26 protein-coding genes are annotated in these 25,886 nt (G+C 49.6%); 11 read left to right on the top strand and 15 right to left on the bottom strand.

Annotated features, from left to right (window positions below; translation table 11 throughout):
* Positions 1-335: 335 nt before the first annotated feature.
* Positions 336-1,568, bottom strand: a complete 1,233-nt coding sequence (locus CGC65_RS21925; protein WP_002568459.1) for an argininosuccinate synthase — start codon at positions 1,566-1,568, stop codon at positions 336-338.
* Between the two features lie 247 nt (positions 1,569-1,815).
* Here CGC65_RS21925 and argC point away from each other — a divergent pair, with 247 nt between their 5' ends.
* The 6 genes from argC (at position 1,816) to CGC65_RS21895 (ending at position 8,651) form a co-directional block, all read left to right on the top strand.
* The gene (gene argC, locus CGC65_RS21920) at positions 1,816-2,856 is read left to right on the top strand and encodes an N-acetyl-gamma-glutamyl-phosphate reductase (protein WP_002568458.1); all 1,041 of its coding nucleotides are present in this window, start codon (positions 1,816-1,818) and stop codon (positions 2,854-2,856) included.
* 72 nt (positions 2,857-2,928) lie between these two features.
* Entirely contained in the window at positions 2,929-3,393 is a 465-nt protein-coding gene (locus CGC65_RS21915) for a GNAT family N-acetyltransferase (RefSeq protein WP_002568457.1), read from the top strand.
* 84 nt (positions 3,394-3,477) lie between these two features.
* A complete protein-coding gene (gene argJ / locus CGC65_RS21910; protein ID WP_002568456.1) occupies positions 3,478-4,722 on the top strand; it encodes a bifunctional glutamate N-acetyltransferase/amino-acid acetyltransferase ArgJ in 1,245 nt (414 codons plus the stop codon).
* A gap of 109 nt (positions 4,723-4,831) precedes the next feature.
* Positions 4,832-5,722: an acetylglutamate kinase gene (gene argB / locus CGC65_RS21905; RefSeq protein ID WP_002568455.1), complete on the top strand. Its 891-nt coding sequence runs from the start codon at positions 4,832-4,834 to the stop codon at positions 5,720-5,722.
* On the top strand, positions 5,715-6,950 hold the full coding sequence (locus tag CGC65_RS21900) for an aspartate aminotransferase family protein (protein ID WP_002568454.1): 1,236 nt from the start codon (positions 5,715-5,717) through the stop codon (positions 6,948-6,950). Before argB ends, CGC65_RS21900 begins: the two co-directional genes overlap by 8 nt.
* 495 nt (positions 6,951-7,445) lie before the next feature.
* Entirely contained in the window at positions 7,446-8,651 is a 1,206-nt protein-coding gene (locus tag CGC65_RS21895) for an IS110 family RNA-guided transposase (RefSeq protein ID WP_193466550.1), read from the top strand.
* Positions 8,652-8,759: 108 nt separating this feature from the next.
* Here CGC65_RS21895 and CGC65_RS21890 read toward each other — a convergent pair whose 3' ends face one another.
* The 6 genes from CGC65_RS21890 to CGC65_RS21850 all read right to left on the bottom strand — a co-directional run bounded on the left by CGC65_RS21890 (position 8,760) and on the right by CGC65_RS21850 (position 13,563).
* Positions 8,760-10,436 carry a recombinase family protein gene (locus CGC65_RS21890; RefSeq protein ID WP_002569190.1) on the bottom strand — a complete coding sequence of 559 codons (1,677 nt, stop codon included), beginning with the start codon at positions 10,434-10,436 and terminating at the stop codon, positions 8,760-8,762.
* A 100-nt stretch (positions 10,437-10,536) separates the two neighbouring features.
* The gene (locus CGC65_RS21885; RefSeq protein WP_004607973.1) at positions 10,537-10,764 is read right to left on the bottom strand and encodes a transposon-encoded TnpW family protein; all 228 of its coding nucleotides are present in this window, start codon (positions 10,762-10,764) and stop codon (positions 10,537-10,539) included.
* Between the two features lie 414 nt (positions 10,765-11,178).
* Complete coding sequence (locus CGC65_RS21870; RefSeq protein WP_002590583.1) at positions 11,179-11,439, bottom strand: helix-turn-helix domain-containing protein; 261 nt, start codon at positions 11,437-11,439, stop codon at positions 11,179-11,181.
* Positions 11,420-11,851 (bottom strand): RNA polymerase sigma factor, encoded by a 432-nt coding sequence (locus tag CGC65_RS21865; protein WP_009255547.1) that lies wholly within the window; start codon positions 11,849-11,851, stop codon positions 11,420-11,422. The genes CGC65_RS21870 and CGC65_RS21865 overlap by 20 nt, the downstream gene beginning before the upstream one ends.
* Positions 11,852-12,387: 536 nt before the next feature.
* Positions 12,388-13,377, bottom strand: a complete 990-nt coding sequence (rlmN, locus tag CGC65_RS21855; protein WP_004607971.1) for a 23S rRNA (adenine(2503)-C(2))-methyltransferase RlmN — start codon at positions 13,375-13,377, stop codon at positions 12,388-12,390.
* The gene (locus CGC65_RS21850; RefSeq protein WP_004607970.1) at positions 13,378-13,563 is read right to left on the bottom strand and encodes a cysteine-rich KTR domain-containing protein; all 186 of its coding nucleotides are present in this window, start codon (positions 13,561-13,563) and stop codon (positions 13,378-13,380) included.
* Positions 13,564-13,944: 381 nt separating this feature from the next.
* On the opposite strand from CGC65_RS21850, the gene CGC65_RS21845 reads away from it, so the two are divergent.
* The 4 genes from CGC65_RS21845 (at position 13,945) to CGC65_RS21830 (ending at position 16,511) form a co-directional block, all read left to right on the top strand.
* Positions 13,945-14,298, top strand: coding sequence for a helix-turn-helix transcriptional regulator (locus tag CGC65_RS21845; protein ID WP_004607969.1), 354 nt, complete (start codon positions 13,945-13,947; stop codon positions 14,296-14,298).
* Positions 14,299-14,559: 261 nt separating this feature from the next.
* Positions 14,560-14,889 (top strand): plasmid mobilization protein, encoded by a 330-nt coding sequence (locus CGC65_RS21840; RefSeq protein WP_002585086.1) that lies wholly within the window; start codon positions 14,560-14,562, stop codon positions 14,887-14,889.
* The gene (locus tag CGC65_RS21835) at positions 14,850-16,196 is read left to right on the top strand and encodes a relaxase/mobilization nuclease domain-containing protein (RefSeq protein ID WP_002585087.1); all 1,347 of its coding nucleotides are present in this window, start codon (positions 14,850-14,852) and stop codon (positions 16,194-16,196) included. The genes CGC65_RS21840 and CGC65_RS21835 overlap by 40 nt, the downstream gene beginning before the upstream one ends.
* A 63-nt stretch (positions 16,197-16,259) precedes the next feature.
* The gene (locus tag CGC65_RS21830; protein ID WP_002585088.1) at positions 16,260-16,511 is read left to right on the top strand and encodes a helix-turn-helix domain-containing protein; all 252 of its coding nucleotides are present in this window, start codon (positions 16,260-16,262) and stop codon (positions 16,509-16,511) included.
* Between the two features lie 177 nt (positions 16,512-16,688).
* Here CGC65_RS21830 and CGC65_RS21825 read toward each other — a convergent pair whose 3' ends face one another.
* From CGC65_RS21825 to CGC65_RS21805, 5 genes are all read right to left on the bottom strand, one after another.
* Positions 16,689-17,054, bottom strand: coding sequence for a cysteine-rich VLP domain-containing protein (locus CGC65_RS21825; RefSeq protein ID WP_002585089.1), 366 nt, complete (start codon positions 17,052-17,054; stop codon positions 16,689-16,691).
* The gene (locus CGC65_RS21820; protein WP_004607965.1) at positions 17,051-17,263 is read right to left on the bottom strand and encodes a transposon-transfer assisting family protein; all 213 of its coding nucleotides are present in this window, start codon (positions 17,261-17,263) and stop codon (positions 17,051-17,053) included. Before CGC65_RS21820 ends, CGC65_RS21825 begins: the two co-directional genes overlap by 4 nt.
* Positions 17,260-18,213, bottom strand: a complete 954-nt coding sequence (locus tag CGC65_RS21815) for a hypothetical protein (protein WP_002585090.1) — start codon at positions 18,211-18,213, stop codon at positions 17,260-17,262. The genes CGC65_RS21820 and CGC65_RS21815 overlap by 4 nt, the downstream gene beginning before the upstream one ends.
* Positions 18,214-18,216: 3 nt before the next feature.
* The gene (locus CGC65_RS21810) at positions 18,217-21,543 is read right to left on the bottom strand and encodes an antirestriction protein ArdA (protein ID WP_006859298.1); all 3,327 of its coding nucleotides are present in this window, start codon (positions 21,541-21,543) and stop codon (positions 18,217-18,219) included.
* Positions 21,544-21,782: 239 nt separating this feature from the next.
* Entirely contained in the window at positions 21,783-23,867 is a 2,085-nt protein-coding gene (locus CGC65_RS21805; protein ID WP_007037046.1) for a DNA topoisomerase 3, read from the bottom strand.
* A gap of 78 nt (positions 23,868-23,945) precedes the next feature.
* Here CGC65_RS21805 and CGC65_RS21800 point away from each other — a divergent pair, with 78 nt between their 5' ends.
* Positions 23,946-24,698 (top strand): Shedu anti-phage system protein SduA domain-containing protein, encoded by a 753-nt coding sequence (locus tag CGC65_RS21800; RefSeq protein WP_004607960.1) that lies wholly within the window; start codon positions 23,946-23,948, stop codon positions 24,696-24,698.
* A gap of 10 nt (positions 24,699-24,708) precedes the next feature.
* Here the strand turns inward: CGC65_RS21800 and CGC65_RS21795 are convergent, their stop codons facing one another.
* The 3 genes from CGC65_RS21795 to CGC65_RS21785 are packed head-to-tail and all read right to left on the bottom strand — an operon-like array spanning position 24,709 to position 25,875.
* Complete coding sequence (locus tag CGC65_RS21795; RefSeq protein WP_004607959.1) at positions 24,709-24,897, bottom strand: hypothetical protein; 189 nt, start codon at positions 24,895-24,897, stop codon at positions 24,709-24,711.
* Positions 24,894-25,604, bottom strand: coding sequence for a DUF4366 domain-containing protein (locus tag CGC65_RS21790; RefSeq protein ID WP_004607958.1), 711 nt, complete (start codon positions 25,602-25,604; stop codon positions 24,894-24,896). The genes CGC65_RS21795 and CGC65_RS21790 overlap by 4 nt, the downstream gene beginning before the upstream one ends.
* Positions 25,597-25,875: a DUF4315 family protein gene (locus CGC65_RS21785; protein ID WP_004607957.1), complete on the bottom strand. Its 279-nt coding sequence runs from the start codon at positions 25,873-25,875 to the stop codon at positions 25,597-25,599. The genes CGC65_RS21790 and CGC65_RS21785 overlap by 8 nt, the downstream gene beginning before the upstream one ends.
* Positions 25,876-25,886: the final 11 nt, after the last annotated feature.

Genomic DNA, 25,886 nt, shown 5'->3' with positions numbered 1-25,886 from the left:
TAAGGAAATTCAGGAAAGCCAATGCCGGGCCGGATTCCCTTATCCATAACCTTGCTCCTGAGCGGATCGGATGCAGGGGGAGAACAGCGGACACGGCGCTGTCTTTCCATGGAAACAGATTGAGTCCTTTCCCAAGAGATTGAAATCCTGGCCAATCTGATCAGCATCATAAAGCTGCAAAGTCGTATAAATAAAAGTAGAATGAATTAATGAAACAGTTTCAACAGATAAAATAGCGCGGCTAAGATGGCAAAGGCATAAAGAAATGCCCCGGAGATGGAAAATGTAATATCTCCGGGGCATTTTCTTTATGTGTAACAGTGCATCCTGTCTCTTTACTGGTCCTTTTTGGCAGATTCCACCTCAGCCATTTTCATAGCCCTTACCTTAAGGGGCAGTCCGAACAGGGTAATGAAGCCGTCTGCGTCATGGTGGTCGTACAGGTCGCCTGTGGTGAAGGAAGCCAGGGACTCACTGTATAAGGAGTAAGGGGATGTGGTTCCGGCCTTGATGATATTGCCCTTGTACAGTTTGAATTTTACTTCGCCTGTCACATATTCCTGGGTGGACTCAACAAATGCCTGGACAGCCTCGCGCAGAGGTGTAAACCACTTGCCCTCATAAACAATCTGGGCCAGCTTATCAGCCATGGTCTTTTTCGTCTCCATGGTGGCACGGTCTAATACCAGCTCCTCTAACTGCTGATGGGCCTCCATGAGAATGGTTCCGCCCGGTGTCTCATACACGCCGCGGGACTTCATGCCAACCACACGGTTTTCCACGATGTCCACAATGCCGATGCCGTGTTTTCCGCCCAGCTCATTTAACTTGCGGATAATATCGGAAACCTTCATCTTCTGTCCGTTTACGCTGGTGGGAACACCTTTTTCAAAGGTCATGGTCACATACTCGCCCTCATCCGGTGCTTTTTCGGGAGTCACGCCAAGTACAAGCAGATGCTCGTAGTTGGGTTCCTGTGAAGGATCTTCCAACTCCAGGCCCTCATGGCTGATATGCCATAAGTTCCTGTCACGGCTGTAGCTGCTGTCTGCGGAGAAGGGCAGGTCAATGCCGTGCTGCTTGCAGTATTCAATCTCGTCCTCGCGGGACTGCATGGTCCATACATCGGTCATGCGCCAGGGAGCGATGATCTTGATATCCGGGGCCAGAGCCTTGATACCCAGCTCAAAACGAATCTGGTCATTGCCCTTGCCGGTAGCGCCGTGGCAGATGGCTGAGGCGCCTTCTTTACGTGCAATATCAACCAGTCTCTTGGCAATGGCAGGACGGGCCATGGAGGTGCCTAAGAGGTATTTGTTTTCATATACTGCATTGGCCTTTACGCAGGGCATGATGTAATTGTCGCAGAAATCATCCACTAAATCTTCGATATATAATTTGGAGGCACCGGATAATTTGGCTCTCTCGTCCAGTCCGTCTAATTCGCTGCCCTGACCGCAGTCAATGCAGCAGCAGATGACTTCATAACCAAAATGCTCCTTTAACCACGGAATGATTGCGGTGGTATCCAGTCCGCCGGAATAAGCTAAAACTACTTTTTCTTTCATATTGATATCCTCCTGAGATTGCTGTACTGATTGAACTTTCATAAATATACAACATTATGTGATAAAATGCAAGTGCTAAATAAAAATATTTAAAAGATGTTGCATATTATGCATTTATAATGTATAATTATGAAATCCAAACGGGAACCAGGAAACAGGGTTCACAGAAATGCTTCTTTTCATTTAAAGAAAAACTGACTATAATGAAGGCAGCAGCCAATATTTATAAATATAAGGAGATACGGATATGATTAAGGCAGGTATTATCGGTTCCACAGGATATGCGGGTGGAGAGCTGGCAAGGCTCCTGCTCCAGAGGGATGACATAGAGATTAAATGGTATGGTTCCAGAAGCTACATAGACCAGAAATATGCATCCATCTACCAGAACATGTTCCGAATCGTGGACGACGCGTGTATGGATGATAATATGAAGGAGCTGGCAGAACAGGTGGATGTGGTGTTCACCGCCACCCCTCAGGGACTGTGCGCCACCCTGATGGACGAGGACGTATTATCTAAAGTAAAGGTCATTGATTTAAGCGCCGACTTCCGTATTAAGGATGTGTCGGTTTATGAGAAATGGTATAAGCTGACCCATGCATCCCCGCAGTTTATCGGTGAGGCCGTATACGGGCTGCCTGAAATCAACCGGGAAAAGGTGAAAAAGGCCAGGCTCATTGCCAATCCTGGATGTTTCCCCACCTGCTCCTTCCTGTCCACCTATCCTCTGGTAAAGGAAGGGCTCATCGACCCCAATACCCTTATCATTGATGCCAAGTCAGGCACATCCGGCGCAGGCAGGGGAAGCAAGGTGGACAGTCTGTACTGCGAGGTCAATGAGAACATTAAGGCTTACGGGGTGGCCTCCCACAGACATACGCCGGAGATAGAGGAGCAGCTGTCCTATGCAGCAGGAAAGCCGGTAACCATCAGCTTCACCCCCCACCTGGTACCCATGAACCGCGGAATCCTGGTGACAGCCTATGCATCCCTTACAAAGGAAGTATCCTGCGAGGAGGTAAAGGCTGTATACGATAAATATTATGGGGATGAATATTTTGTGCGCGTCCTGGAAAAGGATGTGGTGCCTCAGACCCGGTGGGTGGAGGGCAGCAATTTTGCAGACGTGAATTTCAAGATAGACACCAGGACCAACCGGGTGGTTATGATGGGAGCCATAGACAACATGGTCAAAGGAGCGGCAGGCCAGGCCATACAGAACATGAATTTGATGTTCGGCCTGCCGGAGAATACGGGACTTAAGCAGATTCCCATTTTCCCCTGATGGTTCAGGCTGTTGGTTTAAAGACATCTCTGAAAAGGATGAAAGAGGGAAAGAGAAAGGAAATATGAGATCATGGCAGGTACAATGGATATCCTTATCCGCGAAATGACAATAGCGGATTACGACCAGGTCTACGGCCTGTGGACAGAAATCAAGGGCTTTGGAATCAGAAGTATTGACGATTCACGGGAGGGCGTGGATCGCTTTCTTGGGAGGAATCCCACTACCAGTGTGGTGGCTGTCCAGAACGGTCATATTATAGGAAATATCCTCTGCGGCCATGACGGCAGGACCGGTTGTTTTTATCATGTGTGCGTGGCGCCGGGATACAGGAAACACGGCATTGGATACCGCATGGTGCGCTTTGCCATGGAGGCCCTTCAGAAGGAAGGAGTCAGCAAAATCAGCCTGATTGCGTTTAAGGGTAATGAGGTGGGAAATGCGTTCTGGCAGGGAATCGGGTGGCAGGAACGGGAGGATGTGAATACATACGAATTCATACTGAATGAGGAAAACATCACCCGGTTTGTACGGTAAAATGAAAGGATGGTGCACCGTGATAAAGGCAGGTGCATCTTCATATGACATAAAGGTATGGAAATAAATGGAGGAATGAGTGATATGGATGAGACAGGCATGGGAATCAAAATCATAACCGGCGGCGTCACGGCTGCCAGGGGCTTTAAGGCTGCTTCAACAGCAGCCGGAATCAAATATAAGGACCGTCAGGACATGGCTATGATTTACAGCCAGGAGCCCTGCAGGTCGGCAGGAACCTTCACCACCAATATTGTGAAGGCAGCTCCTGTAAAATGGGATAAGAACCAGGTGACAAGCGGGGCGCCTGCCCGGGCAGTGGTTATAAACGCAGGCATTGCCAATGCCTGCACCGGAGAGGAAGGCATGGGGTACTGCGGACAGACAGCAGAGGCAGCGGCCCTGGCCCTGGGAATTTCTGCTGAAAGCGTCCTGGTGGCATCCACAGGCGTCATCGGCATGCAGCTGCCCATGGACAGGATTACGGCAGGGGTCAAGGCCATGGCTCCTTTGCTGGACGGAAGCCTTGAGAGCGGCACAGGCGCATCCATGGCCATTATGACTACGGATACAAAGAACAAGGAGGTGGCTGTCCGGTTTGAGCTGGGAGGAACCACGGTGACCATGGGAGGCATGTGCAAGGGCTCCGGTATGATTCATCCCAATATGTGCACCATGCTAAGCTTTGTGACTACGGATGCGGCCATCAGCAAAGAGCTGCTCCAGGAGGCACTCAGCCAGGATATACAGGATACATACAACATGATTTCCGTGGATGGGGACACATCCACCAATGACACGGTTCTACTTCTGGCAAACGGTCTGGCCGGCAACAAAGAAATTACAGAGAAGAATGAGGATTACCATACCTTCTGCAGAGCCTTAAAGATTGTAAACGAAACATTAGCCAAGAAAATGGCAGGCGACGGCGAGGGCTGCACCGCTCTGTTTGAGGTAAAGGTAGTGGGGGCAGAGACTAAGGAACAGGCCAAAATTCTGGCAAAATCAGTAATCTGCTCCAGCCTTACCAAGGCAGCCATCTTCGGCCATGACGCCAACTGGGGCAGGATACTCTGCGCCATGGGTTATTCCGGGGCACAGTTTGATCCGGAAAAGGTGGACCTGTTTTTTGAGAGCGCGGCAGGAAAGATGCAGATTATTAAGGACGGCGTGGCCGTGGACTACAGCGAGGAGCAGGCTACCCGGATACTGTCAGAGCCGGAGGTGACGGCTGTGGCCGACATCAAGATGGGGGATGCAAAGGCCGCTGCGTGGGGCTGCGATCTGACCTTTGACTATGTTAAGATTAATGCGGATTACCGCTCATAACGAGCCGCTGCACTAAGCTCGAAAAAGACCTCGCCAAGTGCCAGTGAGATGTATCGCACGTAAGCGCCTGAAGGACAGGCGCTAAGTGCTCATAAGGAGGAGTATGAAAATGAATTTGGAACCAATGCAGAAGGCGGCCGTGCTCATTGAGGCACTGCCTTATATCCAGCGTTTTAACAGGAAAATCGTGGTGGTAAAATACGGCGGAAGCGCCATGGTGGATGAGGAACTGAAGAAAAAGGTTATACAGGATGTGGTGCTTCTTAAGCTGGTAGGCTTTAAGCCCATCATTGTGCACGGAGGCGGGAAGGAGATCAGCCGCTGGGTAGGCAAGGTGGGAATGGAGGCCCAGTTTAAGAACGGACTCAGGGTTACAGACGAACCCACCATGGAGATTGCCGAGATGGTCCTTAATAAAGTCAATAAGAGCCTGGTCCAGCTGGTCAGTGAGCTGGGTATCAATGCGGTGGGAATCAGCGGCAAGGACGGCATGATGCTTAAATGCCGTAAGAAATACGCCGGCGGAGAGGACATCGGGTTTGTGGGAGATGTGGAGGAAGTGAATCCCAAAATCATATATGATTTGCTGGAAAAGGATTTTCTGCCCATCATCTGTCCCATAGGCTTTGATGAGGATTTCCTGAGCTATAACATCAATGCGGATGACGCGGCCTGTGCCATTGCAACGGCAGTGGAGGCGGAAAAGCTTGCTTTTCTTACGGATGTGGAGGGCGTGTATAAGGATTATGAGGATAAGTCCTCCCTTATCTCCGAGATGACGGTGGAGGAGGCCCAGAATTTTGTGGACAGCGGAATGCTGGGAGGCGGTATGCTTCCCAAGCTTCAAAACTGCATCAACGCCATAAAAAACGGCGTATCCAGGGTGCATATCCTGGACGGGCGTATTCCTCATTGCCTGCTGCTGGAAATCTTTACTGACAAGGGTATTGGAACCGCTATCTATAATTCCGAAGAAGATGAGAGGTATTATCATGGCTGATAAACAGTTGATGGAACGGGCAGAACAGGCCCTTTATAAGGTGTACAACCGGTTCCCTGTGGTGTTTGACCATGGGGAGGGAGTGAAGCTCTATGATACAGAGGGAAACGAGTATCTGGATTTCGGTGCTGGCATTGCGGTCATGGCGCTGGGATATGGGGATGAGGAGTATACAAAGGCCGTGGAGGAACAGCTTCACAAGCTGACCCATATCTCCAATCTGTTCTACAACCAGCCCTCCATTGAGGCCGGCGAGAAGCTGCTTCAGGTATCCCATATGGATAAGGTGTTTTTCACAAACAGCGGTACCGAGGCCATTGAGGGGGCTCTTAAGATTGCAAAGCGCTATCACTATAACAAACTTCATGAAACCATGGGAGACGGCTGCGACGGCTGCGAGGACGCGGAGCCGGACATGACCGGGGAAATCATTGCCATGAACCATTCCTTCCATGGAAGGAGCCTGGGCGCCCTGTCCGTCACCGGCAATGCCCACTACCAGGAGCCCTTTAAGCCCCTTATACCGGGAATCCGCTTCGCTGATTTCAATGACCTGGACAGCGTGAAGAAGCTGATTAACAGTAAGACATGTGCGGTCATCATGGAGACCATCCAGGGAGAGGGAGGTATCTATCCTGCAACGGAAGAATTCATAAAAGGGGTCAGGGCCCTGTGCGATGAACATGACCTGCTCCTTATACTGGATGAAATCCAGTGCGGCATGGGCCGTTCCGGGGAAATGTTTGCCTGGCAGCATTACGGCGTGAAGCCGGACGTGATGACAGTGGCCAAGGCGCTGGGAAACGGGCTTCCCGTAGGCGCTTTCCTGGCATGGGGCAAAGCGGCCAGCGCCATGGTTCCGGGCGACCACGGCACCACCTATGGCGGCAATCCGCTGGTGACGGCGGGAGCCAGCGCAGTGCTTGATATTTTTGAGAAACGCCGTATCACGGAACATGTAAAGGAGATTGGCGCCTATCTCTATGAGAAGCTGGAGGAGCTGTCAAAGGAACTGGATTGCATCAGGGCACACCGGGGAATGGGATTGATTCAGGGGCTGGAGTTCTCTGTACCGGCAGGCCCCATTGTGTCAAAAGCGCTACTGGAGCAGAAGCTGGTGTTAATCAGCGCCGGGACCAATATCATCCGTTTCGTTCCGCCTCTGGTGATTGAGAAGGCGGATGTGGATGAGATGATGAAACGTCTTAGGGCAGCGGCAGCAGAGTAGGGAATCGGTAACAGCGCAGGGAATAAGCAGCAGAGCAGAGAATAAGCAGCAGAGTAACGGTAACGGACCAAGGAATTGATTTAGAGAAAGAATCGGTTTCAAAGTAAGAATAGGCGGGTAGGGCAAAGGAAGATGCCCTGCCCGCCAAAGGCGGCAGGAAATACCTGTGTTACAGGGACCTGCCGTTTTTTTGTATGGTTGCCCCTTTCCTACTACAATATATTTATGGTTAATATCCCTTACAGCCAGTAAGGAATTATCCATCTTGTTGCTTAAGCTGTTACAATGTTGGAGCAATCGGTATATCGGCCTCCTTTCTTGGACTTCGCGTCCGTAATTAAGACTGATAACCAGCTCCTCATTTGCAGCGTTCGTTTTATGCAGGTTGAACTGCCTTTGGTACGTTCGTGTCACACCACAGTAGATTGAATAGGCAATGAGTAAAACTGGTACTTATCTATTGCAATAATCTTTAGGAGTGACAAATTTATGAACATGAACGCTGTTGGTATTGATGTTTCCAAAGGCAAAAGTATGATCGCCATTCTACGACCTTATGGAGAAATCGTTTCTTCTCCCTTTGAAATCAAGCACACCTCCAGTAACATCCAATCCTTAATTGAGCAGATCCGATCAATCGAAGGTGAATCACGCATCGTTATGGAACATACTGGCCGTTACTACGAACCACTGGCTCGTGAGCTTTCTCTGGCAGGTCTTTTTGTAACTGCCGTAAATCCTAAGCTCATTAAAGATTTTGGAGCTCATTCTCTCCGCAAAGTAAAATCTGATAAAGCTGACGCTGTAAAAATAGCTCGTTACACCCTTGACAGTTGGACGGAATTGAAACAGTATAGTCTTATGGACGAACTACGCAATCAACTAAAGACCATGAACCGTCAGTTTGGCTTCTACATGAAACACAAAACAGCTATGAAGAATAACCTCATCGGTATCCTCGATCAGACTTACCCTGGTGTTAATACTTACTTTGATAGCCCTGCCCGTGAGGACGGCAGCCAGAAGTGGGTTGATTTTGCTACTACATACTGGCATGTGGACTATGTTCGTAAATTCTCATTAAATGCATTTGTCGACCATTATCAGAAGTGGTGCAAACGTAGGAAGTATAACTTTAGCAAAGACAAGGCTGAAGAAATCTATGGAGCTGCAAAGGAGCTTGTTCCTATACTTCCAAAAGATGATCTAACCAAGCTGATCGTGAAACAGTCCATAGAACAATTAAACACTGCTTCCAAGACCGTGGAAGAGCTCCGTACCCTGATGAATGACACAGCCGCCAAGCTGCCGGAATATCCCGTTGTTATGGGTATGAAGGGTGTTGGCCCGTCTCTTGGCCCTCAGCTTATGGCTGAAATCGGAGATGTCACACGCTTTACCCACAAAGGGGCTATCACTGCATTTGCTGGTGTAGACCCAGGTGTCAACGAATCCGGAACCTATGAACAAAAAAGCGTTCCAACCTCCAAACGCGGCTCATCTTCCCTCCGAAAAACCTTATTTCAGGTCATGGACTGTCTCATCAAAACAAAACCGCAGGACGACCCTGTATATGCGTTTATTGATAAGAAACGTGCTCAAGGAAAGCCTTACTATGTCTACATGACTGCAGGCGCTAATAAGTTTCTGCGTATCTATTACGGAAGAGTAAAAGAATATCTAATGTCTCTTCCAGAATAGAGAATACCACATCCTTTCAGACCAGCAGATAATGGTGGTCTATTTGTTGAGGTAAGATAACGATACCTTTTTTGCAGAGGGTGTTATCTTACCTCTTTTTGATGTATGTTAGATAGCATAACTCTTTACGTCGGCTCCTATCTGTCTGAAATAGGAGATACTTTCAGTAGGCTTGTCGCCTGTATCAACTCTGCCGACAAAGCTATAAAAGATTTCGATTTTGCGGGTGTTCGTTTCCTTATCCAGTTCGTGAATAAGAATACGGTCAATAAATTCATGGACGTTTTCGTAGGTCAGTTCTTCAATCGCTGTGTATCTGCGTACCAGTGCGACAAACCTTTTTACGTCCGCGCTGCGCTCGGTGGCGTTGTCGATTTCCTGTGACAGCTCCGCAATCCTCCGGGTCAGCGTCTTTTTTTCTTCATCATAGCCGGAAGTCAGAAAAGCAAATTGTTCATCTGAAAGTTTCCCTAAAGCGTTGTCCTCGTAGAGCTTGCGGAATAAGATGTTCAGCTCGTTAATACGGTTCTGCGCCTTGTCAAGTTCTTTCCGCTGCTGTGTCAGCGTCTTTTGTACTGCCTTTGCGCTGCACTCGTTGGCGGTTTCGATAAACTCCTGTTCATGCTCTTTCACATAAGACGTTACTCGCTGCAAGTCTGCAAGGACAAGTTCTTTCAATACGCTTTTGCGGATATAATGCGTAGTGCAGAGCATATCATTTCTTGCCCGGTTGCGGTAGTTGCCGCAAGTGTAGGCGTGTTTCCGTTCAAGCGTCCCGGCTCCGCGTACTGCATACATTTTGTAGCCGCAGTCCCCACAAAAGAGCAGCCCGGAAAACAGGTCAATTTCATCAACCTTTGTCGGGCGTTGCCGGGTGGCAATCCGCTTCTGTGCAAGTTCAAAGGTTTCTTCATCAATCAAAGGTTCGTGAGTGTTGGGGAAGAAATACCTTTTTTCCTCCGGGTTCTTTTTCGTCTTTTTCGACTTATAAGATACCTTGTAGGTTTTCCCGGTTATGGTATGCCCTAAATACTCTTTCCTTGTCAGAATGTCGTACAGTGTCTTATCCGGCCAGTTGTACCATGCGTTGAGCTGTGGGCGGGGGTGGCGTTTGCTCCCTGTCCTGCGGTAGCGCAGTTCCCCGACGGTCAATATCTCATTGTCCCGCAGCCAGTTCTGGATTTCACACATACGGTCGCCCCGTACATACATTGCAAAAATCTGTTTTACGACGTGTGCCGTTTCCGGGTCGGGTATCAGATGATTGCGGTTATCCGGGTCGATAAGGTAGCCGTAAGGAGCTTCGCCGTTGACGCGCTCGCCTTTCTGTGCCTTTGCCTGTTTGACAGCCCGGATTTTCTTTGAGGTGTCGCGGGCGTAAAACTCGTTGAACCAGTTCCGCAGAGGGGTAAACTCGTTATCTTCCCTCGCTGTGTCTACACCGTCGTTAATGGCAATGTAGCGCACTTCGTATTCGGGGAAAACAATCTCTATCAGTTCGCCGGTTTTCAGATAATTACGTCCCAGACGGGAAAGGTCTTTTGTTATGACGGTCGCCACGTTCCCGGCTTCAACCTCATGCAGCATGGCTTGAAGCCCCTCACGCTCAAAGCTCACGCCGGAAAATCCGTCGTCTACAAAAAAGCGTGTGTTGAAAAAGTGGTGTTCGTCAGCATACTTTTGTAAAATCAGTTTTTGGTTCTGTATGCTTTCGCTTTCCCCGGCTTGCATATCTTCCTGGCTCAATCTGCAATATAAAGCGGTAATCTTGTCTGTCTGTAACATTTTGTCCTCCTTTCCGACGACAGACAAGCATGGTATTTGTACTGTCTATATTATACCACATACCGCTGCCTGTGTCATGTATAAAATGTGAAGAAACGCCCTATTTCCGGGCGTTTGCGGGGTTCAGCTCCATGTCCTTGCGAATGAGCTTCTTTATCTTTTTATCCAGTGTGTCCGTTGCGCGTTCACTTGCGGACGAACATACAAGGTAAGTAACTTTTCCGATTTTATGCTCCGTTGTGGTAACGGGCGTCTGGTTTTGCGTCAAAGAAAATCCCCCTTTCTTTCGCAAACATATAATACAGTCTATGAATAGCAGCAAGTCCACTATTCAAGAAAACAAAGGCTTTAATCGGACGGTTATTAGCATAACCTCATGGGAATTTCACCCCGGCATGGTTCTCATGCAGCCCTACCCATTGCCTGCGACGCTCTTAACGCTCGGACTGTGGCTGTAAGGAAGTATCATTGTATATTTTGCGTGTCGTCGCCCGCAAGCCGCTACACTTGCTTTCCGGCGCGGTGTTGGTCGCTCGGCTGTCCGGGCGGGGATAACCTCACCCGGATAGCGTCATGGCGCACCCACCGTATGGCTCGGCGCAAAAGGAACGTATCCGATTTGCCCTATGCTGCGCCGCCGTTATCTTGCGCCGCTTTCTTTGTCAAGGTTCAGAATGGCTTTGCTGCCGCGTCAGCAGCGGAACGGAAAAGGGGGAGAGAGAAAGCGTCCCGCCGCTGCGGTTTATTCCTCTGCCTTAAAGGTGAGGACAGCCATCATCAGTTTTGCTTGCAGCCGTTCCCGAATGTCGTGGTCTACGCCAAAATAGACGTTCCCGCGCTCGTCGTACAGCTTCCGCATGGAGAGGCGGGCTATGTAGCCGCTGAAATGCTGCAAGACAATCTTCATAGCGTCCGGGTCGCCCTTTGTCGCTGCCAAAATGACAGGATAGGGAACAAGGGCTTTTTCCGGGTAGCCGGGTTCGTTACCATTCGTCCCATTCATCAGCATTTTCCTCCAGATATTTTTTTAGCAGCTCAAAAGAGCTTGTCCGCCTGTACTGTATCGTGCTTCTCGACGTATCGAACAGCTCCGCAATCTCGGTGTCGTTCATTCCCTCGAAATAGTACAGGAGTACGGCTTTGCGCTTTTCTTCCGGCAAAGTACGGATTGCTTCAAGAAGCAGCTTCGGCGTGATTTTCTTCCCGGCTCTTTCAAAGGCGATTTCCCCTTTGAAATATTCATCAAAGGTATGAAGCTGCCGCGCTTCTTCTAAGGTCAAGTCGGAAAAGGTAATCTCCCTTGCCTTATGCCTGTGCAGCTCTTTGTGAGCGTCACACGCTTCATTGTGCAGTACCGTATTACAAAACTTCTGGAAAGCGCACTGTTTTATAAACTCCCTGCGATTAGGTTCCACATTCTCACCCCCTTTCTCGTTGGAAAGTTGGTGGTGCTTCCCCCTTTTCGCGGGGCAATACTGCCTTTTGAAAAAAACGCCGAAGATTTTCGGATTTTTTTCAAAAAATTTTTTGAGCAGCAAAATACGCCTGTCCGAAAAGCCCGGACAGACGTATAGGTATTGTAAGCGGTATTCAGATGATTAGACAGTTCATATTGATAGACGTAGTTTTCCCCGGCGGTGGTCGGGCTTTTTTTGATGTGTCAATGACCGTCGGATTTTGTCGATATGGTATGTGCTTCATGGCGGCTACCTCCTTTTAGCCGCCGCTTTTAACAGTGATACCGCGTCATTTCATTAGAAGATAAAAAGAAACGGCGGCTTTGGTTTTTCAAAGCTGCTGCGGAAATCAAAGAACGACAAGCAACAGTTCTGATTTTGCTCCAATATGGTTATTGGGGGCACAAATTAAATCAAAAAAGAGCCGATAACAGCAGTATTTCAAACTGCATATTATCGGCTCTGCGTCTGTGCGTCTGGCTCTTTTAATTAAATTATTTTTGTTGTTTTTTGGCTTTATTATATGTATTAGCTAACTGTCCACAAGCTGCTTTAATCTCTCTACCATGAGAAACTCTCATGGTAACTTCAAGTCCTGTTTGCTCTAATTGATGTTTGAACGCAACCATTTCTTGTTTTTGTGGTGCTCTAATTTTTGAATTACTCGTCGGGTTGTATTGCAGCACGTTAATCATAACATTTTTGCCCTTAAACCATTTTGCAAGTTGCCTTATATCTGAGGAACGGTCATTTATACCTGGTAAAAGCAAATACGCAAATACCACTTTTCGATTATGCCTTTGTGAATAGGACAATGCTTGCTTAACAACATCTTCAATAGCGTACATGTGCATATGAGGAATGATGCAGTTTCTCGCAGCCTGTGTTGCTGCATGTAAAGATATTGTCAACTGAATTTTTAGATGTTCTTCGCGCAATTTTTTTAATTGATTAACTGGACCAACTGTTGATACGGTAATGCCGTCGGTTGGAAAGTTAAGTCCATTTCTATCTCGAAGAATATGGATTGCTGCAATCAAGTTGTCGTAATTGAATAAAGGTTCTCCCATTCCCATAAAAACGATACGATTTACTTTTTGACGTATCAATATGACCTGTTGCACAATTTCAGATGGTGTTAGATTACGAACGAAACCATTGCGTCCGGACTCACAAAAAATACAGCCAACAGAACAACCAACTTGCGTACTTACGCAAACAGTCCCACCATCTCGCCGTTTAATAAAAACCGTTTCGATATACCTGTTGTCTTTCAATTCATAAACATACTTTTCAGTATCGCTACTTTTATAGACTTTTTTTGTTGATATTGATAGATTTTTTTTGTGAAATGGCTGTTTATACAATTCCGCATATAAGGCTCTTGCTTTATCCTCTCCAATTACTTCCGACATTTCTTTGTAAGTAAATCCGTATGGGTCATTCAATATTTCCGTAAGTGTACTTTTAGGTAAGTGTTTCATTTAATATCCTTCCTTTTGTTTTTCAGAGTTTTTGATTATGATTTCTAATTTTTCAACATCAATGATATGTGTTAATTTACATTTAGGGCAGAAAAGAGGAAAATTTCTTAATACCGTATTATAAAATACTTGAACCCTCGTCTTTCCGTTACAAATTGGACATTTTATCCAATATTTTTCAAGCATAATATTTCTCCTTTTGTGCAAAAAAATACAGGTCAATTCTCAACATGAGCATTGACCTGCATTTATACATATAACACTACAACAAAATTAAGGCATAGTTTTTATACTATGTCTATACATCGTTAGTTTTGTTGTATAGCATACGCAAAATAAGCATGACAAAAAAGCCCATATTGAAAATGGGAAAAATCTTTTTTGATTTCAATGCTTATCGAATACGCATGCTATGTAACATAAACATTTCCCCCTTTTAATAATACTATACAAAAAAAGCGGCTAATTGTCAACATATACATATGAATTATTTTGGCTAACTGATTGAATTGTGTAGACATATCCAAGAAGAAAGGGGAACAGTAAAATGTAACAGGGTGAATAACTATGGCAAAAAGACCAGTACCGAAATACGATTTCAAGGCTTTTGGGGCAGCGATAAAGGCGGCGCGGACAGGGCGCAAGGAGAGCCGCAAGAAAGTGAGCGACGAAATGTTTATCTCGCCGCGCTACCTTGCGAACATTGAGAACAAGGGGCAGCACCCAAGTTTACAGATTTTCTTTGAGCTTATGCTCCGCTACAATATATCCGTAGACCAGTTTCTTTTGGAAACGCCGCCAGAGAAGAACACGCAGCGGCGGCAGCTTGACGCGCTTCTTGACGGTATGAGCGATACAGGCATACGGATTGTGAGCGCAACGGCAAAGGAGATAGCGGAAGTCGAAACAGAGGGCAGATAAGAAGTGTCCGTCAGAATTGAATAAGGTTTAGAGAGCGTTGTAATCTTTTTTTGAGGATTGCAGCGTTTTTCTTTTGCGGAAGTTTGGCAAAACCGGGCATAGCTCCGTAGTAAGGCATAAGGGATAAAAACATTCGTAGCAAGCATAGGAAGCGGGTACCCACTTCCGTATTTTCCCCTCCCGCGCTGCGGCGCGTCGGTTGAAAATTGCTTGTTGGGAAGTGTCCCAAACCCTCGGAACGGAAAGGAAAGGAGCGAATACATGAACGGACGCAAAAGAACGGTGCAAATCAAATTCAGAGTGACGGAAGCGGAACGGGATTTAATACTGGAAAAAATGAAGCTCGTACCCACCCGGAACATGGCGGCATATCTGCGGAAGATTGCCATTGACGGGTATATCATTCAGATAGACCATGCCGATATAAAGGCAATGACCGCAGAGATACAGAAAATCGGTGTCAACGTCAACCAGATAGCACGCCGCGTAAACGCGACGGGGAACGCATACCAAGAGGACATAGAGGAAATAAAGGGGGTGCTTGCGGAGATATGGCGGTTACAAAGATTAAGCCTATTAAAAGCACTCTAAGCAAAGCCCTTGACTATATCGAAAACCCGGACAAGACGGACGGAAAAATGCTTGTGTCCTCTTTCGGCTGCTCCTATGAAACGGCAGATATTGAATTTGAATATACCTTGTCCCAAGCACTCCAAAAGGGGAACAATTTAGCCTTTCATCTGATACAGTCCTTTGAGCCGGGGGAAGTCGATTATCAGAAAGCCCATGAAATCGGAAAGCAGCTTGCCGACGCGGTAACAAAGGGGCAGCATGAATATGTACTCACGACGCACATTGACAAAGGACACGTCCACAATCACATTATTTTCTGCGCCGTAAATTTCGTAGACCACCGCAAATATAATTCCAACAAAAGGAGCTATTACGGCATACGGAACATGAGCGACAAGCTGTGTCGGGAAAATGGCTTGTCCGTCGTCGTTCCCGGCAAGGGCAGCAAGGGAAAGAGCTATGCGGAGTACCAGGCAGAAAAGACGGGTACAAGTTGGAAAGGCAAGCTAAAGATTGCCGTTGACGCGCTTATCCCCCAAGTTTCCAGTTTTGAGGAATTGTTGCAGCGGTTACAGGCGGCGGGCTATGAGATAAAGCCGGGGAAATATGTGTCATGCCGCGCCCCCGGACAGGAACGCTTCACCCGTCTTAAAACCCTCGGCGCGGATTATACAGAGGAAGCCATAAGGGAACGGATAGCGGGCAGACGGGCAAAGGCGGCGAAAGCCCCCAGAGAGCAGCGCGGCGTTTCGCTGCTTATCGACATTGAGAACAGTATCAAGGCGGCGCAGAGTAAGGGCTATGAACAGTGGGCGAAAATCCACAATCTGAAACAGGCAGCAAAGACCATGAATTTCTTGACGGAACATAAGATTGAACAGTACGCGGATTTAGTCAGCCGGATTGAAGAAATGGCAGCGGAAAGCGGACAGGCGGCAGACGCATTGAAGGACGCGGAAAAGCGGCTTGCGGACATGGCGGTGCTTATCAAGAATGTTTCCACCTACCAAAAGACAAAGCCCGTCTATGACGCATACCGCAAGGCAAGGAACAGGGAGAAGTACCGCGCCGGACAGGAACAGGCGATTATCCTACATGAAGCCGCCGCAAGGTCGCTGAAAGCGGCGGGCATTGCAAAGCTCCCGAACCTTGCCGCGCTGCAATCGGAATATGAAGCCCTCCAAGCGCAGAAAGAAGCCCTTTATGCCGACTATGGGAAGCTGAAAAAGAAAGTCCGGGAATACGATATTATCAAGCAGAACATTGACAGCATTTTACAGGCAGACAGGCAGCCGGAACGGGAAAAGGGAACAGAGCGCGGATAAGGATAGCAAAATCCCCGCCGCTGTGCTATGATAGGGCTATCAAAAAGCAGAGGAGCGTTGAGCATGGAAAACCAGAAAATGCCGGAATATGAAACCATACGCGCCGCCGTTGCCGGGGAAAAATGGGCGGTGGAGAAAGTCGTGGAGTGCTACAAGGACGAAATCGACAGGCTATCGACGGTAGCGGTCAGACAGCCGGACGGAAGCACGAAACAGGAAATCAACGAAGATATGCGCCAGTCCATCACAAAGAAGCTGATAGAAGCCCTCCCGCAGTTCCCGCTTGAAGAAATGGAAAAGGGAAATGTCAGATAGGCAAAAAAAGAACAGGGCGCGGAAGCCAGTATATGACTTCCGCGCCCTGTCTTTTTATGGGTGCTGTTTTCGTGAATGTTACGCAGTAGAACGCCATTTTTGGGGGTAAAGGTATAAAGTATCGCCTATCCGATTTTCACGCCCGGAAAGCCCTGTAAATCAAGGGATTTTCCGCGCCTACTGCGTAACAGGGGCGCGTCTTTTCCTCATGCGCTCGGCGGCTTGTCTGCGGGTGATACGTTTCCGGCAGACGGGGCAGTATTTGACACTGTTAGAGGTTGACGCAAAGAACGCGCCGCACTCGGTACATTTCTTCTTATCCCCTGTCTGGTAAAGCTCCGCATAAAGCAGCCTGTCGGCGGGAAGCACCGCAACCCGGAACCACTTGCAGAGAAGCGAATAGGAAATGAGCTGCGGACATACGCACTCGTCCCCGTCGTCCAGTAAGATACAGTTCCCGTTATCATAATTGCAGCACGTCCGGCGCACAAGGGCGTTGACTTTCCGGCTCTGGGGCGGCGTCAGCCGCTTAACCCCGTTCATACTTCATCAGCGGCGTAAATGGGAAGCTCTGCAAATTCCGCTTCGGTCAAAGCGTCCACTTTGGAAAGGGTGCGCTTTGCAAGCTCCCGCATATCCGCGTCCATGTAGGGCAGCGCGGCGTTGACATTCTCAATCAAAGCCCGCTTGCCGCCCTCGTTGTAAATGCTCAAAAGGTTTGTTTCTTCAACAGTCAGTCTAATCATGCTCATACCTCCATATCGTGATTTTTTGTTTTTGCCGCCGCCTTTTTCGGGGCGGTCTTTGCCTTGTCTGCTTTAAGCTGCGCCCGGATAGAGGGGCGGGGCTTCCTTATCTCCCTGTCCCGGTTCTCCCCCTTGTCAATCAGCGCATACGTCCCATGTCTGCCCTCGATTTTGGAAAAGGAAAGGGTCTTGTAGGGCAGCATGGAGAAAAGGCGGTCAGTGTCCTTTGTGGCTGCAAGCCGCATGAACGCCGGGGAAAGCTCTGCCATGAAATGGGTCTTGTTCGGGCTGTTCGGCTCGTAATGCCGCTTCATTTCCCGCACAATGCGCCGCGCTTCCGTTTCAATCAGCCCGTCCCGCAAAGCGGCAATATGCGCCTTGAAATCCCCCGGCGAAAGCTGCTCCCGGCTGCGCCGTTCTTCCTGTAAGAGCGATTGCAGCGCGTCCGGGTCGTTGGGTACGGCTTCAAAGCGTTCAAATTTCCCAAGCTGCGGGTCTGGGGTTCCGTCAAAATATCTCCCGGCTTCCTGTACCCTTTCCCCATGCTCATAAATCAGCTTCACCGTATCGGCGGGCAGCTCCTTTTCCTTGACGCGCTCATAATGTTTAGAGTAGTCCAGTTCGTACAGATTGCCCTTGATTTTCCCGCGCTCCTTTCCCGTCAGCTCGATTGCATAGGCAAGAACGCGGTCGCTTGTCTGCTCCATGTAGAAACGCCATGTGTTGTGGGGCGCGGTGTCTTTGAGGAAAACGTCGCGCTCCCGGAAACAGTGCGTCCCGGACGGGCGGCAGAACCACAAAAGTGTTTTGTCCTCCCTGTGGGGGCTTGCCGCCGCCTTTGCGATAATCTCTTTGTCAATGTCTAAGTCGCTCTGGTAAAAGCCTGTGTTCTGCTTCATAATCGCTTCAAGGGAAGCAAACAAATCCATGTTTTCAAATTTGCTCTGTTCCGGCATGGGTCAGCTCCTTTCCAAGTCCTGTGACTTCTGCTTTGCGTTTTTCTTCTGTGCCTTTTCCTTGTCGGCTCTAAGCTGCGCCCGGATAGAGGGTTTCTTTTCCGGCTTCGCTCCCTTGCCGCGCTCCTTGTCGGCTTTGACAGCGTTAGCCAGGTCAACAAGGGAAATCTGCTCGCCCGCCTTTACCTTTGCTTCCAGTTCGTCAACGGTGGGGGTGTTGTTGATGATACCGTCAATCATGTTCCCGTTCTGCTCTGTGGTCTGCTCGGCGGTTTTCAAGGGATTGTCCCGCTGCGCCTGTTCTGCGGCAACGGCAAACGCCCGCGTCCCATTCCCCATAATCAGATACTTTCCGTCGTCCGACTGGTGGTGAAAGCCATATCCGGCGGCTTCTATCTGCTCCCGGCTCATGGCGGTCACATGGAAAGTCCCCCTCGGTGTCTTGACAGTTTCGCCCGTTTCCAAGTCGTCCGGGGTAAGCTGCTTTTGCTCCTGTAAAAACTCCGGCACTTCCCGAAAACCTACACTGTCAACGAAATGCGCCGCGTCCTGTCCGTCCTGATGAAGCACTACCACGTCGGAAACGGAAAGGCTGTGTCCCTTAAAATCTTTGGGGTGGTCGATATTGAAACAGGTGTAAATATCTTCAAGGGAAGTTTCCGGCGCAAGGGGCGCGGAATAGACAAGCTCATAGTTCGCCCTGTCAACCACATTTCCCGCCGCCTGCAGGCGGTCGTATGGCTCAAAGCGGAAATCCCTTGTTTCGTCCCCGCCCTTTATCTGGTAAATGGAAAAGGTGTCTTTGTCCTGTCCGGCGGTCTGCGCCGTTTCCTGTGCCTTTGCGTAAAGCTGCTTCACGTCGCCCTCGGTCAGCTCGCCGCTTTTGAGCTGCCCCATAAGCTCGCGGCATTTCTCCGGCGTTCCCGTATAAAGCACGTCGCCCATTTTCGCCCGCCCGTTCTCCTGTGTCACATAGGCTTGCAAGAGGTAGCTGTTTTCCCGGCTGTCGCTGTAAGGGTTCCGGCGCACTCTGTAAATCGTTTCCGGGGTAAAGGCTTCTTTCGGGGCTGCGCCCGCTTTTTCCTGTGCGCCGGATTTTCCCGGTGCGGCTGCTTCCGGATCCGGCTTCTCCGGCGCGGCTTCCTGTCCCTCTCTGGTGGGCTGCTCCTGTCCGGCGGTCTGCTCCTTGTCCTGTGCCTTTTGCAGCTCCGCTAAGTTCTCGTCTATGGAATTGATAATCTCGGCGGCTGCGCTGCGTATCGTTTCAAGGGAGCTTTTCAGCTCGGACAGCTCCCGCCCGCTGCTCCACCCGGCGACATAGCCGAAAGAGTAGTCCGACGTGTCAAGCCCGTAATGTTGGCAGACAGTATAGGCGACGCTTTCCGCTTCGACTTCGCGGGTGCGGCGGTCAACGTGGGGCTGCTGCTCGTCCTTTGGCGCGTTGAGGTCAATGTCGTGCAGCTTCGCATGGGCGATTTCGTGAATAGCGGTCTTTAAGGTCTGTAATTCGCTCATGCCCTCGTTGATAGCAATGCGCTTGTCCTCCAAGTGGTAGTAGCCATGAGAGCCGCCCTCGATATTCTCAAAGGCGATAGGAACGGGGGAAGTCTTTTCAAGGGCTGCGAAAAAATCCTTGTAGCGGTCAACGTCGCCTGTCAGCTCGTCAACCGCAATGTCCGGCAGCTCCTTTCCCTCGGTCTGGGAAACGTCAAAGACGGATACCACCTTGTAGGCGGGTATGGTGACTTCCTTTTCCTCGGTGACGGGCTTCCCGTCCTTGCCGATAACGGGCTTCTGCGTGTGCGGGTCGATTTTCTGCATTTCCTGTTTGATTTTATAGGGTGACGGAGCAATGATTTTAATTCCCTTTTGCCCTTTCATCACGTTTCGTTCAAAGTTGTTCTTCCAAGCGGAAAAGCCCGCCACAAGGGAAGCGTCCGGCTTCTGCATGGCGATAAGGACGGTGTTTCGGAAGCTGTAATTATGGAATTTTGACATGACTTTCAGATATTCCCGGTAACGCTCGCTGTCAAAGAGTTCCGCAATACCCTGTTCCAGACGGTCGGTAATCTCTTTGAGCTTTTCGGCGGGCTTCTCGCTCGTCAGCACGATAGGGATAACCGGGCGCGGCTCCTGTGGCTGCTCTGCGGTCTGCGCCGTTCTCTGCCCCGGCGCGGCTGCGTCCATTTCTACCTTTGACGGGTCGGGTCTTTCCGGCTGCGGGGGCTGCGGCGTTACCCGGTATTCCTCCGGCACGTCGCGCCCGTCGTACCATTCTGTAAAGGTGTTGCGGTTGTTGTAGATATAGCCCTTTTCGGTAAACATACCGTCGTCGTTAATGGAAGCGTCCCGCCCGTATTCCTCATACATGAAATACTTTTTCGCTTCTTCGGGAAGTTCCGGTTCTTCCAGTTCATCAACCAGATAACGCCCGTATTCTTCTTCATTGTGGACGGACGGATAAATCCAGTAGCAGTCAAGGTTCTGTGCAAGGTTGATAATGTCCTGTAAGCTGTCGGCATGGTCGCCGTATTCAATGGCTGCAATGAATTTCTCCCGGTCGTCGTCAAACTGCATTTCCAAGAGCTTCCCTAAATAGTTCAGCTCGTCGGGGTGGGAATACTCGCTTAAATGCTCCGTCAAGCCGGGGATAGTGGATTGAAATTCTGTGAAATGCCATTCCTCATAGTGCTTGAAGTCAATCCCGATACGGTCAAAGACTTCTTTCAGATGTTCGGCAGTCGTGGGGAATGTCACCCATTCGCCCGCGGGTCTGCCCTCGGTGTACTTCCCAAGATTGGAAAGATAGCCGCTTAAAATCGGTTCTGCCATTTGTTCGCTCCTTTCTTTTTCAATCATGCGGTGCATAAGCTCAAAATCCTCAATGCTCATGCTCCCGTCAAATACATAGGGGTTAAAATCCTCCCCGTCCCGGTAGGGCTTTTCGGAAAAGGGAAGCCCCGCTTCATGGGCGGCTGCCCTCGCTTCCTCGATAACCTCCGGGGGAAGCCTGTCGTCATGCGCTCCGATAAAACCGTCAATGTCGTTCATGCTGTTTTCGTAGTGGTAACGCACTCCGGCGGTCAGCTCGTCAAGGCTCATGTCCTCGCCTAAATGCCCGCAATAGTAGCCGTTTAAGATAACGGCGGCGGGGTCAATGCTTTTTATTTCCTCTAACCGGCTCCTGTCCTCCGGGTAGAGCGTATCGTCCATATCAAGATGAAAATATTCCGCGTTCCATGAACGCCCCTGTTTCCAGAACGCCACCCATGCGATACCGTCCCTAAGCTCGTCTTGATAGTCCTTTACGGTGTCCCGTAAACTTGCCATAGTGAAAAACCTCCTTTCTCTGCGGCAGCGTCATAAGCTGCATTTTTTGGCTGCATGGTCTACTACGGGTACGCCCGCATTTCTGCCAAATATTTTTGAAAATTTTTAGAGGGTGAAGCCCTCCGCAAAAGAGGGTTTGGGAAACTTCCCAACAAGCAAAATCCCCGTCCGGCGCGTCAGCGTCGCAACGGGGATTTACGGAAGTGGGTACCCGCTTCCTATGCTTGCTATTCAAGTTTTTAGTTCTTCTGCACTTCGATACGGTAGTTGACGTATTTCCCGCCAGTGTCAGCCAGAACGATAGTTCCGTCGTAGGTCTTGCCTGTTTTCGGGGAGTAGAGCTTCTTCACATTCGCCTTGCCGGATTTAAGGAGCGCGGCGGCAATCTTCGCGGAAAAAGCGGTCTTGCGTTCCTCGAAAAAGCGGTCATTCTTCCACATGACAAAGGCACATTCTTTGTTGCTGCAATAATAGTTTTTCTTCCCCTCATGGACGGGGGAACCGCAACGGGGGCATTTGCCGACAGAGGGCTTTTCCTCCCGGAACAAATCCTTTTTCCCGTCCAGTGCTGCGGCGTGTGTCTGCACAAGCTCCCGCGCCATAGCTTCAATGCCGGACAGAAATTCGCCGGGGTCTGCGGCTCCCTTTGCTATCTGCGTCAGATTGTTTTCCCATTCTGCGGTAAGCTGTGGGGAAGTGAGTATATCCGGCAGAATACAGATAAGGCTGTTCCCGTTTTTGGTAGGGATAAGCTGCTTCCCCTTGCGCTCCGCAAAGCCGCCCTTTACCAGTTTTTCAATGACGGCGGCGCGGGTGGCGGGAGTGCCAAGCCCCCGGCGTTCCGCGTCCGGGTCGGTGTCCCCGTTCCCGGCGCGTTCCATAGCCGACAAAAGGCTTGCTTCGCTGTGGGGCTTCGGCGGCGTTGTGGTATGCTCCGTTACTTTTGCGGCGGGGTTAGGAAAGCCCTGTCCCTCGGAAAGCTTCGGCAGCGTCACGTCTGCATTTTCCCCGTCCTCCGCTTCGGGCTTATCTTTCAGCGTCGCCCGGTATCTGCGTTGAAGCTCTTTCCAACCCTCCGCAAGTACGGTCTTTCCCCTTGCGGTGAAGTCTGTCCCGGCGCATGAGAAAACCGCCGTAACCGCTTCATAAATATGCGGCTCGGCGGTGGCAAAAAGCAGACGCGCCCCCGCAAGGGTAAGGATATTCTTCTCGCTTTCCGGCAGCGCGTCCGGGTCAGCCTTTGCAAGCTCCATAGTGGGAATGATTGCGTGGTGGTCTGATACTTTTTTACTGTCTAATACCTTTACAACCTCCGGCGTGAAGTCCGCGCCCGCCATAAAGGGGAGTTTTTCGCAAAGCAGCGCGATAATGCCCGCTGCGGTGCCGCCCATGTCGTCAGTAAGAAAGCTGCTGTCCGTCCTCGGATAAGTAAGGAGCCGCTTTTCATAAAGGGATTGTGCAAGGTCAAGGGTCTGCTTCGCGGTGTAGCCGAAAATGCGGTTCGCTTCCCGCTGCAAAGAGGTAAGGTCAAAGAGCTTCGGCGGGGCTGCGGTTTTCTTCTCTCTGGTGAGGGAAACGCATACCGCCGTTTCTGCTTCGCAAGCCCCTTTCAGCGCGTCGGCTTCTGCCTTGTCGGAAATCCTCCCGCTTGCCGCTTCCGCGCCGGATAAATCAAGGCGCACATGATAATATTTTTCTTTCTGGAAATGGGAGATAGCCGCGTCCCGGTCGGTGAGCATTTTTAAGGTCGGGGTCTGGACGCGCCCCACGTTCAAGGTCTTTCCATACAGGCAGGAGAAAAGCCGGGTGGCGTTAATGCCGATAAGCCAGTCAGCCTTTGCGCGGCAGAGGGCAGACGCAAAGAGCGCGTCGTATTCCTGCCCGTCTTTGAGGGAAGCAAAGCCCGCCTTGATTGCCCCGTCCTCCATTGAGGAAATCCACAAGCGGCGCATGGGCTTCTTGCAGCCCGCCGCTTCGTAGACAAAGCGGAAAATCAATTCTCCCTCGCGCCCCGCGTCACACGCATTTACCACTTCGGAAACGTCGGCGCGGTGCATAAGCTCTTTTAGGGTTTTGAATTGCTTCCCCTTGTCCGGGTCAACGGCGTACTGCCATTCCTCCGGCAGAATGGGTAAGCTCTCAAAACTCCATTTTTTATATTGCTCCCCGTAGGCGGCAGCTTCCGCAAGCTGTACCAAATGCCCGACGCACCATGAAATGAGGCAGCCGCCGCCCTCGATATATCCGTCTTTCTTTTCCTTAACGCCAAGCGCGGCGGCGATAGTCTGCGCCACGCTCGGCTTTTCTGCAATAATCAGTTTCATTTTCTGTTCTCCTTTCGGTTGTTTTAGGTTTGAAATTGGTTTATACTTTAAGCATTACTATAAGAAACAGGTGACAATATGAAATCAATACATACTTTCGATGTTTTTGCTCCTACTGATGAACAGGAAGAAGCAATGAATAAAAAACGTGGCGGGCATTACAGGCGCGGTAAAAACAAAGAAATGGATTACTTTATTGAGTGTGCTACTTCGCTATTTCCCAACAACCATTATTCAAGGTTCACACCTATATATGATACGACAAAAGAGTTTTATCAACTGATTACTTCTTCCGATACAACAGAAAGAGCTATACTAAATTGGATAGCTTCTAATCGTGCATGGAATTATTTGTTTGGCTTATTACGGCATTATTACAGAACAGGACACCATGACGATAATTATATCTTTCCAGAGTTCAAAATCGGGTCGGCTTATGTGGCTGATTATCTGCTCATAGGTAATAGTTCAGACGGTTATCAATTTGTCTTTGTGGAATTAGAAGCTCCCAACGGGCGGATAACAAAAGAAAAAGGTACTCGTTTCGGGGAAGTAATCAATAAAGGGATTGAACAGGTTAGGGATTGGCAAATGTATATTGCTGCAAATTGGAATGTAATTGTAGCAGAATTGGAAAAGCACTCATTCTCCAATACAAAGTTACCCAGACAATTATACAAATATTGCCCTTATCAAATCTACTATGCTGTGATAGCCGGACTCCGTAAAGATTTTGAGAATATTCGTGATAGAAAGCTCCAACTGCAAAATGAAAATAACATAACACTTTTGCATTACGAAAATCTCATAGATGTTGCAAACGAAAATTAAAAGTCCATTTTCAGCGTTCCGGCTCACTTGCCTTTTTCTCCTGTACCTGTTTCAGACAGTAGCCCACACAAGGGAGCTGCCCTTTGTACGGACAGGAAGCGCAAGCCGGGGAATGGGGAACGGGCGGCGCATTGTCACGCCGCCCGCCCGGTCTTTGTATCATCATCTTTTCAAAGGGATTGTCGGTAAACAGGGTCATGCTTCCTCGTCCTCCTGTTCTTCATCAGAAAGCCCGTCCCCCTCGTCCGGCTCGTCCTCGTCGTAGTCGTCAAAATCGAAATCTTCAAGGTCGGTGCCGCCCTTGACGTTTTGCTTCGGCTTCATAAACTTAAAATAATAGAACGCGCCCCCGCCGCCAAGAAGTGCCACGACAAGGAAAAGCACAAGCCCGCCCGCATTGCCTTTCTCTTTGGGCAGCTCCGGCGGTTCCTCGGTTTCCGGCTCTGCTTCCTTGCCGCTGCAAGCGGTCATGTTGTCCTTGCAGACGGGGCAGCTCACATTTACCTTTCCGGCTTCGCATTTTTCGGTGCAACTGCAAACGGCGGGCGGGGCTGCTTCGGTGCTTCCGTCCTCCATAAGTGCTAAGAGGTCGGCTTCGTCCACTTGATTAAGGAAATGTACGGTGTTCTCGCCCTCGTCGTCCCGGTCAATGAGGATATAAAAGTAATTGCCGTTTTTGGTCGTTACGGTGATAAGCTGCTTGTTGCCGCCGAAATCGTCTACAAGGGTCGCGTTCCCGTCCGGGGTAAGGGGTTCTTCCTTTTGGGGTTCCTCGTAGACAACGCCGCTGTCGTTGGTGTCGTCCTCTCCCTCCGGGGTCTGTGCAAAAGCGGTGACGGAAAAGCCGCCCGAAAGCATAAGGGCGGCGCAAAGTGCGGTCAGTGTTCTAAGGATTTTCTTATTCATTCTCGGTGTCCTCCATTTCTTCGGTGTCGTGGTCTGCGGGTTCTGCGGGGTAGCCCGGCGCGGCTTCCATGCCCGGAATACCGCCCCCGGAAAGCATAGCGGAAAGCTCATGCGGGGAAAGGCGCATGGAGCGCACAAGCTGTACGATTTGCAGGTTTTCCGCTTCGGTTTTCTGCGCTTCAAGCCCCCTTAATTTATTCTGGTACTCGGTGATTTTCTCGCGGGTCTTTGCAATCTCCTTGTCGATACGTTCAATTTTGTTCATAGCCATCAATAAATTTC

This window comes from Enterocloster bolteae, from assembly GCF_002234575.2.
Taxonomy (GTDB): domain Bacteria; phylum Bacillota; class Clostridia; order Lachnospirales; family Lachnospiraceae; genus Enterocloster; species Enterocloster bolteae.
Note: the sequence above shows the minus strand (reverse complement) of the source record. Positions and strands in the feature narration are given on the sequence as shown.

Coding starts and splice junctions, on each gene's coding strand:
- CGC65_RS21830 (WP_002585088.1), top strand. CDS start 16,260: ATGGAAAACCAGAAAATGCCGGAATATGAAACCATACGCGCCGCCGTT.
- CGC65_RS21800 (WP_004607960.1), top strand. CDS start 23,946: ATGAAATCAATACATACTTTCGATGTTTTTGCTCCTACTGATGAACAG.
- CGC65_RS21820 (WP_004607965.1), bottom strand. CDS start 17,263: ATGAGCATGATTAGACTGACTGTTGAAGAAACAAACCTTTTGAGCATT.
- CGC65_RS21845 (WP_004607969.1), top strand. CDS start 13,945: ATGGCAAAAAGACCAGTACCGAAATACGATTTCAAGGCTTTTGGGGCA.
- argJ (WP_002568456.1), top strand. CDS start 3,478: ATGGATGAGACAGGCATGGGAATCAAAATCATAACCGGCGGCGTCACG.
- CGC65_RS21785 (WP_004607957.1), bottom strand. CDS start 25,875: ATGGCTATGAACAAAATTGAACGTATCGACAAGGAGATTGCAAAGACC.
- CGC65_RS21825 (WP_002585089.1), bottom strand. CDS start 17,054: ATGAACGGGGTTAAGCGGCTGACGCCGCCCCAGAGCCGGAAAGTCAAC.
- CGC65_RS21850 (WP_004607970.1), bottom strand. CDS start 13,563: ATGCTTGAAAAATATTGGATAAAATGTCCAATTTGTAACGGAAAGACG.
- CGC65_RS21900 (WP_002568454.1), top strand. CDS start 5,715: ATGGCTGATAAACAGTTGATGGAACGGGCAGAACAGGCCCTTTATAAG.
- argC (WP_002568458.1), top strand. CDS start 1,816: ATGATTAAGGCAGGTATTATCGGTTCCACAGGATATGCGGGTGGAGAG.
- CGC65_RS21795 (WP_004607959.1), bottom strand. CDS start 24,897: ATGACCCTGTTTACCGACAATCCCTTTGAAAAGATGATGATACAAAGA.
- CGC65_RS21840 (WP_002585086.1), top strand. CDS start 14,560: ATGAACGGACGCAAAAGAACGGTGCAAATCAAATTCAGAGTGACGGAA.
- CGC65_RS21790 (WP_004607958.1), bottom strand. CDS start 25,604: ATGAATAAGAAAATCCTTAGAACACTGACCGCACTTTGCGCCGCCCTT.
- CGC65_RS21890 (WP_002569190.1), bottom strand. CDS start 10,436: ATGTTACAGACAGACAAGATTACCGCTTTATATTGCAGATTGAGCCAG.
- argB (WP_002568455.1), top strand. CDS start 4,832: ATGAATTTGGAACCAATGCAGAAGGCGGCCGTGCTCATTGAGGCACTG.
- rlmN (WP_004607971.1), bottom strand. CDS start 13,377: ATGAAACACTTACCTAAAAGTACACTTACGGAAATATTGAATGACCCA.
- CGC65_RS21925 (WP_002568459.1), bottom strand. CDS start 1,568: ATGAAAGAAAAAGTAGTTTTAGCTTATTCCGGCGGACTGGATACCACC.
- CGC65_RS21810 (WP_006859298.1), bottom strand. CDS start 21,543: ATGGCAAGTTTACGGGACACCGTAAAGGACTATCAAGACGAGCTTAGG.
- CGC65_RS21835 (WP_002585087.1), top strand. CDS start 14,850: ATGGCGGTTACAAAGATTAAGCCTATTAAAAGCACTCTAAGCAAAGCC.
- CGC65_RS21915 (WP_002568457.1), top strand. CDS start 2,929: ATGGCAGGTACAATGGATATCCTTATCCGCGAAATGACAATAGCGGAT.
- CGC65_RS21895 (WP_193466550.1), top strand. CDS start 7,446: ATGAACGCTGTTGGTATTGATGTTTCCAAAGGCAAAAGTATGATCGCC.
- CGC65_RS21870 (WP_002590583.1), bottom strand. CDS start 11,439: ATGAATGGGACGAATGGTAACGAACCCGGCTACCCGGAAAAAGCCCTT.
- CGC65_RS21805 (WP_007037046.1), bottom strand. CDS start 23,867: ATGAAACTGATTATTGCAGAAAAGCCGAGCGTGGCGCAGACTATCGCC.
- CGC65_RS21815 (WP_002585090.1), bottom strand. CDS start 18,213: ATGCCGGAACAGAGCAAATTTGAAAACATGGATTTGTTTGCTTCCCTT.